Origin of the sequence: Nocardioides plantarum (genome assembly GCF_006346395.1) — a bacterium.
Taxonomy (GTDB): domain Bacteria; phylum Actinomycetota; class Actinomycetes; order Propionibacteriales; family Nocardioidaceae; genus Nocardioides; species Nocardioides plantarum.
This window is the reverse complement of sequence record NZ_VDMS01000002.1, coordinates 131,904-147,447: the sequence shown is the minus strand read 5'-3', so window position 1 is coordinate 147,447 and position 15,544 is coordinate 131,904. Positions and strand designations below refer to the sequence as shown.

At 73.0% G+C, this 15,544-nt stretch carries 12 protein-coding genes; 8 read left to right on the top strand and 4 right to left on the bottom strand.

Annotated features, from left to right (window positions below):
- Positions 1-190 precede the first annotated feature (190 nt).
- The 5 genes from FJQ56_RS12730 (at position 191) to FJQ56_RS12710 (ending at position 5,821) form a co-directional block, all read left to right on the top strand.
- Entirely contained in the window at positions 191-2,179 is a 1,989-nt protein-coding gene (locus FJQ56_RS12730) for a DNA gyrase/topoisomerase IV subunit B (protein WP_140009953.1), read from the top strand.
- Between the two features lie 99 nt (positions 2,180-2,278).
- Positions 2,279-3,229, top strand: coding sequence for an ABC transporter ATP-binding protein (locus FJQ56_RS12725; RefSeq protein WP_140009952.1), 951 nt, complete (start codon positions 2,279-2,281; stop codon positions 3,227-3,229).
- Positions 3,226-4,044 carry an ABC transporter permease gene (locus FJQ56_RS12720; protein WP_140009951.1) on the top strand — a complete coding sequence of 273 codons (819 nt, stop codon included), beginning with the start codon at positions 3,226-3,228 and terminating at the stop codon, positions 4,042-4,044. Before FJQ56_RS12725 ends, FJQ56_RS12720 begins: the two co-directional genes overlap by 4 nt.
- Positions 4,045-4,064: 20 nt before the next feature.
- Positions 4,065-5,207: a sensor histidine kinase gene (locus FJQ56_RS12715; protein ID WP_211350992.1), complete on the top strand. Its 1,143-nt coding sequence runs from the start codon at positions 4,065-4,067 to the stop codon at positions 5,205-5,207.
- A complete protein-coding gene (locus FJQ56_RS12710; protein ID WP_211350990.1) occupies positions 5,204-5,821 on the top strand; it encodes a response regulator transcription factor in 618 nt (205 codons plus the stop codon). The genes FJQ56_RS12715 and FJQ56_RS12710 overlap by 4 nt, the downstream gene beginning before the upstream one ends.
- Before the next feature lie 21 nt (positions 5,822-5,842).
- Here the strand turns inward: FJQ56_RS12710 and FJQ56_RS12705 are convergent, their stop codons facing one another.
- Genes FJQ56_RS12705 through FJQ56_RS12690 form a run of 4 tightly spaced genes read right to left on the bottom strand, consistent with a single transcriptional unit; the run spans position 5,843 to position 11,370 of the window.
- Entirely contained in the window at positions 5,843-6,337 is a 495-nt protein-coding gene (locus tag FJQ56_RS12705) for a beta-class carbonic anhydrase (RefSeq protein ID WP_140009950.1), read from the bottom strand.
- A gap of 17 nt (positions 6,338-6,354) precedes the next feature.
- Positions 6,355-8,124 (bottom strand): MFS transporter, encoded by a 1,770-nt coding sequence (locus FJQ56_RS12700; protein ID WP_342776453.1) that lies wholly within the window; start codon positions 8,122-8,124, stop codon positions 6,355-6,357.
- Entirely contained in the window at positions 8,121-8,852 is a 732-nt protein-coding gene (locus FJQ56_RS12695) for an LppX_LprAFG lipoprotein (RefSeq protein ID WP_140009949.1), read from the bottom strand. The genes FJQ56_RS12700 and FJQ56_RS12695 overlap by 4 nt, the downstream gene beginning before the upstream one ends.
- 4 nt (positions 8,853-8,856) lie before the next feature.
- Positions 8,857-11,370 carry a DNA gyrase/topoisomerase IV subunit A gene (locus FJQ56_RS12690; protein ID WP_140009948.1) on the bottom strand — a complete coding sequence of 838 codons (2,514 nt, stop codon included), beginning with the start codon at positions 11,368-11,370 and terminating at the stop codon, positions 8,857-8,859.
- Between the two features lie 86 nt (positions 11,371-11,456).
- On the opposite strand from FJQ56_RS12690, the gene FJQ56_RS12685 reads away from it, so the two are divergent.
- The 3 genes from FJQ56_RS12685 (at position 11,457) to FJQ56_RS12675 (ending at position 15,538) form a co-directional block, all read left to right on the top strand.
- Positions 11,457-14,165, top strand: coding sequence for a bifunctional acetate--CoA ligase family protein/GNAT family N-acetyltransferase (locus FJQ56_RS12685; RefSeq protein ID WP_140009947.1), 2,709 nt, complete (start codon positions 11,457-11,459; stop codon positions 14,163-14,165).
- Positions 14,166-14,230: 65 nt separating this feature from the next.
- The gene (locus FJQ56_RS12680) at positions 14,231-14,866 is read left to right on the top strand and encodes a LysE family translocator (RefSeq protein ID WP_140009946.1); all 636 of its coding nucleotides are present in this window, start codon (positions 14,231-14,233) and stop codon (positions 14,864-14,866) included.
- An 81-nt stretch (positions 14,867-14,947) separates the two neighbouring features.
- Positions 14,948-15,538, top strand: coding sequence for a DUF5998 family protein (locus FJQ56_RS12675; protein ID WP_246084136.1), 591 nt, complete (start codon positions 14,948-14,950; stop codon positions 15,536-15,538).
- The last annotated feature ends 6 nt before the right edge of the window (positions 15,539-15,544 follow it).

The window sequence follows — 15,544 nt, the reverse complement described above, 5'->3', positions numbered from 1 at the left end:
TGGGTCCATCGTGTCGCGACCGGGCGGGGCGTGCCTGCACCGGCGTACGGCGTGTCGCTAGTAGATTCCTGGGTGCCGCGGCGACCGTCGCGGCGCACCACCCCGGGAGCACACGATCGCCGACAACACCTACAACGCCGCCCACCTGCTCGTGCTGGAGGGCCTCGAAGCCGTCCGCAAGCGACCGGGCATGTACATCGGCTCGACCGACACGCGCGGGCTGATGCACTGCCTGTGGGAGATCATCGACAACGGTGTGGACGAGGCGCTGGCCGGCGCCGCCCACCGCGTCGAGGTGACGCTGCACCGCGACGGGTCGGCCGAGGTCCACGACGACGGCCGTGGCATCCCGATCGACAAGGAGCCCAAGACCGGGCTCCCCGGCGTCGAGGTCGTCGCGACCAAGCTCCACGCCGGCGGCAAGTTCGGCGGCGGGTCCTACGTCGCCACCGGTGGCCTGCACGGCGTCGGGCTCTCGGTGGTCAACGCGCTGTCCGCGCGGATGGACATCGACGTCGACCGCGCGCCGGCGAGCCAGGGCATCAGCTTCCGACACGGCGCGGCCGGCGTCTTCGACGGCGAGGGCCCCACGGCCGGGTTCGTCGAGCAGAGCGGGATGACCCGCAAGGGCAAGCGGGTCGCCAAGAACGCCTCCGGCACCCGGATCCGGTTCTGGCCCGACCGCCGGATCTTCACCAAGGACGCGGTCTTCGAGCTCGACGGGCTGGTCGGACGGGCCCGGCAGACGTCCTTCATCGTGCCCGGCCTCGAGCTGGTGATCCGCGACCTGCGTGGCGAGACCCCGACCGAGGAGAAGTTCCGCCACGACGGCGGCATCGCCGAGTTCACCGACTACCTCGCCAAGGACGAGCCGGTCACCGAGGTGCTCCGCATCCAGGGCTCGGGATCGTTCACCGAGACGGTGCCGATGCTCGACGCCCAGGGCCACATGACCCCCCAGGACGTCGACCGCGACCTCGGCGTCGACATCGCGGTGCGCTGGGGGACCGGCTACGACACCGAGCTCCGCTCGTTCGTCAACGTGATCGCCACCCCCAAGGGCGGCACCCACGTCGCGGGGTTCGAGGCGGCGCTCGTCAAGCCGTTCAACGAGGCGATGCGGGCCGCCAAGGTGCTCAAGGTCAACGACCCCGACATCGAGAAGTCCGACATCCTCGAGGGGATGACCGCGGTGGTCACGGTGCGCCAGGCCGAGCCGCAGTTCGAGGGCCAGACCAAGGAGATCCTCGGCACCCCCGCCGTACGCTCCGAGGTGCGCAAGATCGTGGCCGCGCACTTCACCGAGTTCCTGTCCTCGACCAAGGCCGCCGACAAGCGCCAGTCCCGGCCGCTGATGGACAAGGTCTACGGCGCCGCACGCACCCGCATCACCGCGCGTCAGCACAAGGAGACCCAGCGTCGCAAGAACGCCCTGGAGTCCTCGTCGCTGCCGTCCAAGCTGGCCGACTGCCGTGCCGCCGACAACGACCGCACCGAGCTGTTCATCGTCGAGGGCGACTCGGCGCTCGGCACCGCCAAGCTCGCCCGCAACTCCGAGTTCCAGGCGCTGCTGCCCATCCGCGGCAAGATCCTCAACGTCCAGAAGGCCTCGGTCGGCGACATGCTCAAGAACGCCGAGTGCGCCTCGATCATCCAGGTCGTCGGGGCCGGCTCGGGACGCACCTTCGACCTCGACTCCGCGCGTTACGGCCGGATCATCTTCATGGCTGACGCCGACTCCGACGGTGCCCACATCCGCTGCCTGCTGGCCACGCTGTTCTTCAAGTACATGCCCGACCTGATCTCGTCGGGTCGCGTCTTCACCGCGGTGCCGCCGCTGCACCGCATCGAGATCGCCAACCCCCGCAAGGGCCAGGACAAGTACGTCTACACCTACTCCGACGACGAGCTGCAGCGAAAGCTGGCCGAGCTGAAGAAGAAGAACACCCGCTGGAAGGACCCCGTGCAGCGCTACAAGGGTCTCGGCGAGATGGACGCCGACCAGCTGGCCGAGACCACGATGGATCCCCGTCGTCGTACGCTGCGCAAGCTCACCGTCGACGACGCCGACCTCGCCGCGTCGGTCTTCGAGCTGCTGATGGGCTCCGAGGTCGCGCCGCGCAAGGAGTTCATCGTGGGCGCGGGCGGCCAGCTCACCGAGGCCGACCTCGACTTCTAGGAGTCCTGCCCCGGCGCGGGCGGGGCCCTGACATTTGTCACCCCGAGACCGTGACGCGCGACCGAGGCGGCGGGGTGGCGTGGCGGCCACGCTGGAGGCATGAAGACCACCAGCACCCTCGCCGCCGGCCGGTGGCCCACCGCCACCGGGCCCGGGGCGCCCGCTCTGCTCCTGTCCGGCATCACCCGCAGCTTCGGCGCCGTCCAGGCCGTGCGCGGCATCGACCTGCGCATCGAGCCCGGCGAGGTCGTGGCGTTCCTCGGGCCCAACGGGGCCGGGAAGACCACGACCCTCGACCTGGTCCTGGGCCTGGGCCGCCCCACCAGCGGCACGGTCGAGGTCCTGGGCCTGCCCCCGCGTGACGCGGTGGCCCGAGGGCTCGTGTCCGCGGTGATGCAGTCCGGCGGCCTGCTCACCGACCTGACGGTGCGCGAGACCGTCCAGTACGTCGCGAGCCTCTTCCCGCACGCGCGGCCGGTCGAGGAGGTCATGGCGGACGCCGGCATCACCCCCCTCGCCGACCGGGTCGTCGGCAAGTGCTCCGGGGGCGAGCAGCAGCGCCTGCGCGTGGCGCTGGCCCTGCTGCCCGACCCGGCGCTGCTGCTGCTCGACGAGCCGACGACCGGGATGGACGTCGAGGCCCGGCGGTCGTTCTGGTCCACCGTGCGCCGTGACGCCGAGCGCGGTCGGACCGTGGTCTTCGCGACGCACTACCTCGAGGAGGCCGACCAGTACGCCGATCGGATCGTGCTCGTGAGCGGGGGGCTCATCGTCGCCGACGGCACCAGCGCCGAGGTCCGGGCCCTGGCCTCGGGGCGCGTCGTCCGCGCCACCCTGCCGAGCCCGTCGGCCGCCGTCCTCGCGGCGTTGCGGGACCTGCCCGGCGTCGAGTCGGTCGAGGTCCGCGGCGAGCACGTCCTGGTCCGCGCCGCCGACAGCGACGCCGTCGCCCGTCACCTCTACACCCACACCACCGCCCACGACCTCGAGATCACCGCGCGTGGCCTCGAGGACGCCTTCCTCGACCTCACCACGGAGCGTGCCCGATGACGACCACGACCACCACGACGACCAGCACGACGACCACCGCCCTGACCGACCGCACCGTCCCGCCGCTGGGCGGGTTCAGTCCGACCGTCCTGCGCCTGGAGCTGCGACGCATGCTGCGCAACAAGCGCACCCTGTTCTTCAGCCTGGTCTTCCCCGCGGCGCTGTTCCTGTCCTTCGGCAGCCAGTCCGACTGGAACGACACGGTGGGCGACGGGCACGGCCACGGCAACGTCGCCGCCTACGTCATGGTCTCCATGGCCCTGTACGGCGCCGCGCTGATCGCCGCGTCCGGCGGCGCCTCGGTCGCCACCGAGCGGGCGCTGGGCTGGTCGCGGCAGCTGCGGTTGACGCCCCTGCACCCGGCGGCCTACGTCGTGACGAAGGCGCTGGTCGCCCTGGCCCTGGGCAGCGTCGCCATCGCCGCGGTCAACCTCGTCGGCGTGGTGCAGGGCAAGCCCTCGATGGCGGTCGGCACGTGGCTGGCGTGCGCGGCACTCACCGTGGTGTGCGTGCTGGTGTTCGCAGCGCTCGGGGTGTTCGTGGGCTACCTGGTGCCCGGTGAGAACGCCATGCAGGTGCTGGGGCCCGGGCTGGCCATCCTGGCCTTCCTCGGCAACGTGTTCATCCCGATGGACGAGGGCTCGGTGGTCTACCGGATCGCGGAGTGGACGCCGATGTTCGGGGTGGCCGAGATCAGCCGGGCCCCGTTGACGGGCGACCTGGCCTGGGGTGCCGTGCCCAACGCGGTGGCGTGGCTGGTGGTCTTCGTGGCCGGCGCCGCGTGGAGCATGAGCCGCGACACCTCGCGGGTCTGAGCGCCACTACGGTGACGTGGGTGACCAGCGGGCCGAGCACGACCGAGACGGAGGCCCCCGGCGTCCCGGTGTCCCGGGCCGCCCCGTTCCTGGCCGGCATCTGGCTGTTCTTCCTGCTGGAGCCGCTCGCCGAGGCCTGGGACGACCGCGACGAGCCGCGGGGGCTGCTCGGCATCGTCACCACCCTGCTGTTCGCCTGCGTCTACCTGTCGCTGTGGCTCGGTGCCCGCGGCGGCCGCGAGATGCGCGGTCGTCCCGAGCTCTCCCGTGCGCTCGCCCACCTCGTGGTGCAGACGGCACTCGGGGTGACCATGGTCGTCCTCATCGGTCCCTCCGGGGCCGCCTGCTCGCCCTACATCGCCGTCGGCGCGATCATGGTGCTGCCGGTGCGCCAGGCCGGGGTCGTGGTGGCCCTGCTCGTGATGGCCGACGTGGTGCTGTTCCGGCTCGCCGACGCCGGCAGCCCCACCGGCCTGCTGTTCGGCGTGCTCGCCGCGTCGGTCGCCGTGCTCGGCGTGCGCACCGTGGTCTCGCGCAACCACCAGCTGCTGGCGGCCCAGGAGGAGAACGCCGGCCTCGCGGTCGACAACGAGCGCAGCAGGTTCGCCCGCGACCTCCACGACATCCTGGGGCACTCCCTGACCGTGATCACCGTCAAGGCCGAGCTCGCCGGCCGGCTGCTCGACGCCGGGTCGCCCGAGGCCGCCGAGCGCGCCCGGGCGGAGGTCGCCGACCTCGAGCGGCTCAGTCGCGACGCGCTGGCCGACGTACGCCGCGCGGTGACCGGCTACCGCACCGTCACCCTGCCCGAGGAGCTGATCCGCGCCCGGATGGTCCTCGAGGCCGCGGGCATCACCGCCGTGCTGCCCGGCTCGGTCGACGACGTGCCCACGCAGGCACGCGAGCTCTTCGCCTGGACGGTGCGCGAGGGCGTCACCAACGTGGTGCGCCACTCCCGTGCCCACACCTGCGAGGTGCGGCTCTCGGAGACGGGGGCGGAGGTCCGCGACGACGGCGTCGGAGTCGGGTCCGCGTCCGCGTCCGCGTCCGACGGTCCCGGGTCCGGGCTGCTGGGCCTGCGGGAGCGCGCCGCCGCGGCCGGGGCGACGGTCGTGACCGAGCGGCTCTCGCCGGGCTTCGCGCTGCGGGTGGTGCTCGGGTGAGCGCCGGCCCGATCCGGCTGCTGCTCGCCGACGACCAGGCGCTCGTGCGCGGTGCCCTGTCGGCCCTGCTCGGCCTCGAGCCCGACCTGGAGGTGGTCGCCGAGGTCGGCACGGGTGACGAGGTGGTCCCCGCCGCCCTCCGGCACCGGCCCGACGTGGCCGTGCTCGACGTGGAGATGCCCGGCATCGACGGCATCACCGCTGCGGCCGCCCTGCGGGTCGCCCTGCCGGCGACGCGGGTGCTCGTCGTGACCACGTTCGGGCGACCGGGCTACCTGCGGCGCGCGCTGCAGGCCGGCGCCTCGGGGTTCGTCGTCAAGGACACCCCCGCGGCGCAGCTGGCCGACGCCGTACGCCGGGTGCACGCCGGGCTGCGCGTGGTCGACCCCGCGCTCGCGGCCGACAGCCTGGCTGCGGGGGAGTCACCCCTGAGCCCCCGCGAGACCGAGGTGCTGCGCGCGGCCCGCGCCGGTGCGCCGGTGGCGGCGCTGGCGCGCCAGCTGAGCCTGTCGGAGGGGACGGTGCGCAACCACCTGTCCGCGGCCATCGGCAAGACCCTCGCCGCCAATCGGACCGAGGCCGTCCGCATCGCCGAGGACCACGGCTGGCTCTGAGCGGCGGGAACGTGCGGGCGTCTAGAACTTGCGGTCGAGCAGCCCGGTGTCGACGTCGTAGATGAACCCGCCGACGGTGACCGCCTCGGACACCAGGGGGTGCGTGCGGACCTTCTGCACGTCGTCGGCCAGCGAGTCGAGCTGGTCGCGCACGACGTGGATGCTCTGCCAGCTGGCGTCCATGCCGGCCGACTCCTCGATGCGGGCCCGCAGCTCGGCCTCGGTCGCCGAGGCCACCGCGCAGCGCGTGTGCGGGGCGATGACCACGCGGTTGACGCCGAGCAGGTGCACAGCGAGCACCAGCGCCTCGAGGGTGAGGTGGTCGACCCGGCCGCCCGGGTTGCGCAGGATCTTGGCGTCTCCGGGGACGAGCCCGAGCATGCCCAGCGGGTCGATGCGCGAGTCCATGCAGGTGACGACGGCGACGCCGCGGCGGGCCACCCCGTCGAGGCCGCTCTGGGTGAAGCCGGCGGCGTACTGACGGTTGGCCACGAGCAGCTCGTCGAAGTCCGGCACAGGAGAAATCTAGCGCCCTACCCCACGCCGCGGAGCACCTGTCCGGTCGTGACGCCCCGGGTGGGCGCCCCCCGCAGGAGCACCAGCGCCAGGACCGCCGCGACGAGCGCGACCACCGCGGCACCCTCGAAGACCGACTGCTCCTGCAGCAGGCCCAGGGCCCGCACCTTGAGGGAGGGGTCGTCGCGCCGGGCGGCGTAGAGCTGCGCCAGGCCGTAGGTCGTGAGCACCGAGATGCCGATCAGCATCCCGACCATCCGCGCCACGACCACCAGGGCGCTCGCGAGGCCGTGGGCGTCGTCGCGGGTCGAGGCGAGCATGGCGGCGTTGACCGGGGCGAGGGCCAGGCCGAAGCCGAGCCCGCCGAGCACGAGGGGCCAGCTGCTGGAGGCCCAGGAGTCGAGCGAGGACTGGTCCCAGTGCGACATCGCCCAGAACGACGCCGACACCGCGGTCATCCCGACCGCGGTGATGGCGCCCGCGGGCAGGCGGCGCACCAGGAGACCTCCGACGACGGCGCCGACGGGCAGGGCGACCAGGAAGCGCAGCAGCACCAGGGCGGCGTCGAGCTGGCCGTAGCCCTTCTCTGCCGTGCGGGCGAAGAGCGGGACGTCGACCAGCGCCGCGATCAGCGCCCACCCGACGAGCAGGCTGACGACCAGCGAGCCCCAGGCCGGCCGGGACGACAGCGTTCCGCGGGGCACGATCGGGTCGGGGGTACGGCGCAGGTGGAGCACCAGGGCGACCAGCGCGAGACCGGAGCCGACCAGGAAGTAGGGGCCCTGGGCCGAGAACACCGACACCTCGGGGTCGGCGGTGGCGAAGGCCAGCACGATCCCCCCGAGCACGGCAGCCAGGTAGGCCGCGCCGGCCAGGTCGGCCTCGGCGAGGCTGCGCCCCCACGAGCGGACGTCGAGCAGCGGGCGCCGGGCCAGCAGGCACCGGGCGCACAGGACGACGAACGCCCCGACCGCCACCAGGCCCATCGGCTCCCACCACCGGCCACCGCCCGAGATCACGGGGACGAAGAGCTCGCCGTAGGTCAGGTCGGTGTAGAGGGCCTGGGGCGGGCTGATCGTGAGCAGCGCCGCGGCGACCGCCACCACGAGCGCGAGCGCGCCGAGCAGGTCGGGTCGGCCGGCCGGGCCGGCCGGCACGGCGACCCGCTGCTCGTCGGTGTCAGCCCCGTCGCGGCGGCGCAGCACCCGCACGAGGGCCCACAGCGCCACGCCCGCGGCGGCGTTGATGGCGAAGATGCCGCGCCAGGTGGTGAACGACAGCACGGCGGCCCCGAACAGCGGGCCCAGCACGGCGCCGAGCTCCTGGACGGCCGAGACCAGTCCGAGCGGCAGGCCGCGGCGTTCGATCGGATAGGTGGCGGCGACCAGCGCCATGGTGGCCGGCACCAGCCCGCCGCCGCCCACGCCCTGCAGGAAGCGGCCGAGCACCATGCTCGGCAGGTCGTAGGAGATCGCGGTGACGACGGAGCCGGTGGCGAAGGCCAGCAGGGAGGCCGCCAGCACGGGCACCGGGCCGCGCAGGTCGGCGATCCGGCCGATCAGCGGCAGCATCGCGACGTAGCCGAGCAGGAAGCCCGAGATGATCGGCGCGGCGCGCTGCAGCTCGTCGACCGCGATGTCGACCGAGGCCATCATGTCGGGCAGGGCGAGGACCACGACGTAGGTGTCGATGGCCGCGAACATGACGGCACCGGCCGAGAAGAGCAGCAGGGCGCGAGAGCGCCGGTCGAGGCCGGTGGACCCCGGGTCGGCCCCCGTGGTGGTCACGGCTTCGTGATCGCCTTGTCGACGTCGTAGTCGGCGATCGCGATCGTGTAGGTCAGGTCGCCGCCACCCTCGAAGAACTGGCCCTTGATCTCGGCGGTGCGCAGCAGGCCCTCGTCGTCGACGGTGAACGTCGCGACGAACTCGTCACCGGGGGCGCAGGGCAGGAGGTTCTGCACGGCAGCGCCGGGGACCACGGCGGTGTAAGGGGTGAGGATCTCGTCGTTGTCGGCACCGCCGCGCTCGGCCTTGCCGGCCTGGACCTCCTCGGCGTCGGTCAGCACGGTCGCGAAGCCGGTGTCGGGATCGAGCAGCCCGGCGGGGTCGGGCACGCACTTCGGGAGCTTGAAGTCCTGGAAGGCGCCGAAGAGCTTGGCGTAGACCTTGCCGTCGACCGAGACGATCTCGACGTCGCTGGCGGGCAGTCCCTCGAAGGTGCCCGAGGCCTTGCCCTGGAACGCCGGCGGGTCGGCGGTGATGACGCCGGAGGCCTTCGAGAGGTAGGCCTCGGAGTCGGGGGCGTCGTCGGTCGAGAGCGTCAGCTCGACGCCGGAGGTCTCGTCGAGCTTGCCCTTGGCGAAGGCCAGGACCTCCTCGGGCGTGACCTTGTCGTCACCGTCGGCGTCGGCGGCCGAGTTGGTGGGCGTCGTCTCGTCGCCGCTGCACCCGGTGAAGCCGAGGGTCGAGGTCAGGACGAGGACCGCCAGTGCGGCGGTACGACGCAAGCTCATGCGATCAGCCTGTCACATCGGCAGGGTCGACCGCGCCGGCCGGCGCGGCCGACGCGGATGACAGCCGCCGGGCCAGCGGCCCGGCGACGGCGGCCACCGGCTGGCTGGCCGGGACCCCCGAGCCGTCCCGTCGACCGTCGGCCGCCGGCAGCGCGACGGGGGCGCCGCTGGCGGCTGCGGCGCGGGCGGGGGCGGTGCCGGCCCAGGCGACCACCAGGGTGTCCTCGCCCTTGAGGAAGCGGTGGCAGCGGACCCCGCCGGTGGCCCGGCCCTTGGTGGGGTACTCGGAGAACGGGGTCACCTTCAGCGAGCCGGGCTCGGTGCCGGGCAGGGCTGTCGAGGCGCCCGAGGCCGTCACGACCACGGAGCCCTCGGGAGCGGCGGGGTCGATCGCCCCGAACCACACCACCCGCTCGGGCCCGGCCAGCTTGATGCCGGCGATGCCGCCGCCGGAGCGGCCCTGGGGGCGCACCAGCGCCGCGGGGAAGTGCAGGAGCTGGGCGACGTCACTGATGAAGCACAGCGTCTCCTCGCCGGTGACGAGTTCGACGGCGCCGACGACCACGTCGTCGTCCTTGAGGCTGATCACCTCCCACTCGTCGCGGCCGAGGACCTCGGGGTTGACCCGCTTGACCACGCCGTCGCGGGTGCCGAGGGCGAGCCCGGGCCCGTCGGTCGTCAGGGTGCACAGCGCCAGGGCGCGTTCGCCGGCGGCCAGCGAGAGCATCTCGGTGATCGGCAGCCCGCCCTGCAGGTGGGGGTCGTTGGCGCTGGGCGGGATCGTCGGCAGGTCGAGGACACCGAGACGCACCAGCCGCCCGGCCGAGGTGAGCACCCCGATCTCGCCGCGGGCCGTGGTCGCGACGGCCGAGACGACGACGTCGTGGTTGGCCCGGTCGTCGCCGGAGCCGAACGGCTCGGCACTGCTGGTGCGCGCCAGCAGCCCGGTGGAGCTCATCAGCGCGAAGCACGGGTCGTCGGGGACCTCGAGCGCGACGGCGGAGGCGGTCACGGCGGTGCCGGCCGACTCGAGCAGGATCGTGCGGCGGGGGGTGCCGTAGGTCTTGGCGACCTCGCTCAGCTCGTCGCCGACCACCCGGCGTAGCAGTGCCTCGTCGCCGAGGATGGCGTCGAGCGCCGCGATCTCGGCGGCCAGCTCGCTCTGCTCCTTCTCGAGCTCGATCCGGGAGAACTTCGTCAGCCGGCGCAGCGCCATGTCGAGGATGTAGTCGGCCTGCAGCTCGGACAGGTCGAACACCCCCATCAGTCGCTCGCGCGCCTCGGCGGCGTTGTCGGAGGTCCGGATCAGCTGGATGACCTCGTCGATGTCGAGGATCGCGATCAGCAGGCCCTCGACGAGGTGGAGGCGCGCGGCGGCCTTGGCCCGCCGGAACGCCGTACGGCGGCGCACGACCTCGTAGCGGTGGCGCAGGAAGACCTCGAGCAGCTCCTTGAGGCCGAGGGTGCGAGGCTGCCCGTCGACCAGGGCGACGGCGTTGATGCCGAAGGAGTCCTCGAGCGGGGTCATCCGGTAGAGCTGCTCGAGCAGGGCCTCGGGGACGAAGCCGTTCTTGACCTCGATCACCAGGTGGGTGGGCTTCTCCATGTCGGAGAGGTCCTTGACGTCGGAGATGCCCTGGAGCTTCTTGCCCTGCACGAGCACCTTGATCCGCTCGACGACCTTCTCGATGCCGACGCCGTAGGGCAGCTCGGTCACCACGAGGGCCTTGCGCCGCCCGATCGTCTCGACCCGGACCGTGGCCCGCATCCGGAACGATCCCCGGCCCGTCTCGTAGGCGTCGCGGATGCCGTCGAGGCCCACGATCTTGCCGCCGGTGGGCAGGTCGGGGCCGGGCACGAACCGCATCAGGTCGTCGAGGGTCGCCTTCGGGTGCGTGATCAGGTGGCGCAGCGCCTGGACGATCTCGACGAGGTTGTGCGGCGCGCAGTTGGTGGCCATGCCGACGGCGATGCCGGTGGTGCCGTTGACGAGCAGGTTGGGGATGGCGGCCGGCAGCACCGACGGCTCGGTCTCGCGGCCGTCGTAGTTGGCCTTGAAGTCGACGGTGTCCTCGTCGATGCCGGCGGTCATCGCCGCCGCGGGGGGCGCCATCCGGCACTCGGTGTAGCGCATCGCCGCCGGACCGGCGTCCGGCGAGCCGAAGTTGCCGTGGCCGTCGACCAGCGTCAGCCGCATCGACCAGTGCTGGGCGGTGCGGACCAGGGCGTCGTAGATGGCGCTGTCGCCGTGGGGGTGCAGGCGGCCCATGACCTCGCCGACCACCCGGGCGCTCTTGACGTGCCCGCGGTCGGGACGCAGGCCCATCTCGTTCATCGTGTAGAGGATGCGGCGCTGGACGGGCTTGAGGCCGTCCCGGGCGTCGGGCAGCGCGCGGGAGTAGATGACGGAGTAGGCGTACTCGAGGAAGGAGTTGCGCATCTCCTCCCCGACGTCGATGTCGAGGATGTGCTCCTCGAAGTCGTCGGGGAGGTCCTGCTTCGTGGTACGCCGCGCCATGCGGCCCATTCTCGTGGCTGCCACCCCCGGTTCGTACGGGGGCTCGCCGGGCGCGGCGGTGCCAGCGTCCCCGGTAGCCTGTCGTCGTGACCGCCGACCCCCACTCGCCCGCGGCCGCGCCGCCCCGGCACTGGGAGGCCGACGTCCTGCTGCGCGACGGTCGGACGGCCCACATCCGGCCGATCCGGCCCGACGACGCCGAGCTGCTGGTCACCTTCTACGCCCGGGTCAGCGACCGATCGAAGTACTACCGGTTCTTCTCGCCGATGCCGACCCTCTCCGACCGCGACGTACGCCGCTTCACCCAGGTCGACCACGACAAGCGGGTCGCCCTGGTGCTGCTGCTCCAGGGCCAGATGATCGCCGTGGGCCGCTACGACGTCGTCGGCGACGCCGAGGCCGAGGTCGCGTTCCTCGTCGAGGACCAGCACCACGGCCGCGGGATCGCCCAGCTGCTGCTCGAGCACCTCGCCCAGGCCGCCCGCGAGCGGGGCATCGAGCGGTTCACCGCCGAGGTGCTGCCCGACAACGCCCGGATGATCCACACCTTCCGCGACGCGGGCTACCGCGTCGTCAGCGGCTACGAGGACGGCGTCCTGAGCCTGGAGTTCCCGATCGAGGCGACCGACACGTCCATCGGCGTGATGCGCGGGCGCGAGCACCGGGCCGAGGCGGCCTCCATCGAGCGCTTCTTCAACCCCCGCTCGATCGCGATCATCGGCGCCAGCCGGCGCCAGGACACCATCGGCCAGGCGCTGGTGCGCAACCTGGTGACCGGCGACTTCACCGGCCGCGTCTACGCCGTCAACCCCAGCGCCGCGGCCGTCTCGGGACTCCCAGCGTTCAAGTCCGTCGGCGACATCCCCGACGACGTCGACGTCGCGATCGTCGCGGTGCCGGCCGAGTCGGTGACCGACGTGGTGCTCGACTGCGCCGCCAAGGGCGTGCACGGGATGATCGTGATCTCCAGCGGCTTCGCCGAGACCGGCGAGGAGGGTCGCCAGCGCCAGCGCCACCTCGTCGGGCTGTCCCGTTCCTACGGGCTGCGCCTGATCGGGCCCAACTGCCTGGGTGTCATCAACACCGACCCGGCCGTCTCGGTCAACGCCAGCCTCTCGCCGGTGATGCCGCCGCGCGGTCGCGCCGCGTTCTTCTGCCAGTCCGGGGCGCTCGGCTCGGCCATCCTCGAGAAGGTCCGCAACCGCGGGCTCGGCCTGACGACGTTCGTGTCGGCCGGCAACCGTGCCGACGTCTCCGGCAACGACCTCCTGCAGTACTGGGAGGAGGACGACGCCACCGAGGTCGTGCTCCTCTACCTCGAGTCGATCGGCAACCCCCGCAAGTTCTCCCGCATCGCCCGCCGGGTCTCGCTGCGTAAGCCGATCATCGCCGTCCGCTCCGGCCGCACCACCCAGGGCGTGCCGATGGGCCACGCCGTACGCCGGATCGCCGCCCCGCCCGAGGCGCTCGACGCCATGTTCAAGCAGGCCGGGATCATCCAGGTCGACACGCTCGAGGAGATGTTCGACGTCGCCCAGCTGCTGGCCCACCAGCCGCTCCCGCGGGGGCGCCGCGTGGCCGTCGTCGGCAACTCCGACGCACTCGGGCTGCTGGCCGCCGATGCGGCCGCCGCCGTCGGGCTGATGGTGACCCGGTCGGTCACGCTGAGCGCGGAGCCGTCGGCCGAGGACTTCGAGGACGCGCTCGACGACGTCATCGACGACCCCGAGGTCGACTCCGTCATCGCCGTCTACATCCCCCCGCTCAACGTCTCCGGCGAGGACGTCGCCAACGTGCTGGCCGCGGTGGGGGAGCAGTCCGACAAGCCGCTGGTCTCCTCCTTCCTCGGCGCCGAGGGCGTGCCCGAGCTGCTCCGGGTCCCCGACGTCGCCGGCGCCTCGGCCGGACGCGGGTCGGTGCCGTCGTACCCCGCGGTCGAGGCGGCCGTGCGCGCCCTGGCCAGCGTCGTCGACTACGCCGTGTGGCTGCGCACCCCCGACGGCGCCCCGCCCGACCCGGCCGAGGTCGACACCCCCACGGCCGAGCGGGTCGTCACCCGGGCCCTGGCCAACCACCCCGACGGCGCCGACCTGACCCGTGCGGAGGTCGGCGAGCTGCTCGGCGCCTACGGCGTCTCGGTGTGGGAGTCCATCCCGGTCGCGACCCTGCGGGAGGCGCAGTCGGCCGGGCGCAAGCTCGGCTGGGACGTCGTCCTCAAGGCCACGGCCGAGGGACTGCGCGAGCGACCCGACCTGGCACACGTGTGGCGCAACATCGACTCGATCGCCGAGATGCGCAACGCCTGGGAGTCGCTGAGCACCCTGGTGCGCGACCCCGGTGGGGCCGACTTCGTGGTGCAGAAGAACTCCGCGCCCGGCGTGCCGGTCGCGATCCGCAGCATGGAGGACCCGCTGTTCGGACCCGTCGTCTCGTTCGGCATCTCGGGGCCGATCATCGACCTGCTGGCCGACCGCTCCTACCGGATCCCACCACTGGGGGCCCGCGACGTCGCGACCATGGTGCGCGAGGTCAAGAGCTCCCCGATCCTCTTCGGCTACCGCGGGGCCGAGCCCGTCGACATCGAGGCGGTCGAGCGGCTCATCAGCCGGGTCGCGCAGATGCAGGACGACCTGCCCCAGCTCAGTGCCCTCGAGCTGTCGCTCGTGCTCGCCGGGGCCGACGGCGCGACGGTGCTCACCGCCTCGGGCCGGGTCGCGCCGGTGGCCGAGCCCCGCTCCGACCTGTTCGTGCGCCGGATGACCGACCACCCGGGCGGCGACACCATCCCCGAGTAGCCGTCGCGTCCGCGCGCTGGCGAAACGGGTCGTGGGACGGGCCCGCCGCCTGCCAGACTCGGCCCATGCCGAGCACCAGCCAGTGGGTCACGTTCCTCGCTGCGTCGATCCTGTTCATCCAGGTGCCCGGCCCCAGCCTGCTCTTCACGCTGGGCCGGGCCCTCACCGTCAGCCTGCGCGCCGCCCTGACCTCCGTCGTCGGCAACGCGCTGGGAGTGCTCACCCAGGTGGTCGCCGTCGCGGTCGGCCTCGGCGCGGTGGTCGCCGCGAGCAGCACGGCCTACACCGTCGTCAAGCTCGTCGGGGCGGCGTACGTCGTGTGGCTCGGCGTCCAGGCGATCCGGCACCGCACCGACGCCCGCGCCGCGATGGCGGCCGGGCTGGCGCGGCCCTCGCGCGAGGGGGCCCGTCGCGCGCTGGCCACCGGGTTCACGGTCGGGCTGTCCAACCCCAAGACCCTGGTGTTCTTCCTGGCGTTCCTGCCGCAGTTCACCGACCCCGGGGCGGCCGCCGCGCCGCAGCTGGTGCTCCTCGGCCTCGCCTTCGCCGTGCTCGCCGCGGCCTCCGACAGCCTGTGGGCGACCGCGGCCGGACGGGCCCGCACGTGGTTCGCACGCAAGCCGCAGCGCCTCGACTCGATGGGCGCCGTGGGTGGCGTGATGATGATCGGCCTGGGCACGGGCATGGTGCTGTCCGACTGATCCGGCCGACCCGTCCGCCGGCCCATCGGTCGACAGGTCCGGTCTGCCCGGCACCGAGTCGCGCGTGACACACTGACCGGCGTGCCACGCCTGCCCCGCCCGCTCGACGACCTCGACCGCTCGCGCGACCTGCGCACGACCATCGAACGCACCGGCTACTACCCGGAGGTCGTCACCGACGCCGTCGAGGGTGCCGTCGCCGGCGAGCAGGTCGTGTCCTACTACGTGCACCACGAGCCGACCTTCGAGAACGACGAGGTACGCCGCCACCAGAGCGTCGTGGTGCTCACCCCGTCGCGCCTGATCCTGGCCCACACCGACGAGCACGCCGGCGACGACCTGCTGCCCGAGCCCTACACGTCGACCTCGACCGAGGCCGTCAGCCTGACCGCGGTCAAGTCGGTCGTGGTCACCCGGATGACCGCCAACCCCACCAAGGGCCCGACGCCGCCGGCCGAGGCCGTGATGACCATCGGGTGGGGCGGTGTCGCCCGGCTCGACCTCGAGCCCGCCGGGTGCAGCGACCCCGAGTGCGACGCCGACCACGGCTACACCGGGGTGCTCGCCTCCGACGACTTCTCGCTGCGGGTGTCCGCGGCCGCCGACGGTGGCGACGCCGTCGCGGGGCTGCTGTCGTTCGCCGCGTCGCTCTCGGCACGCACCCAGCACTGACGGCGC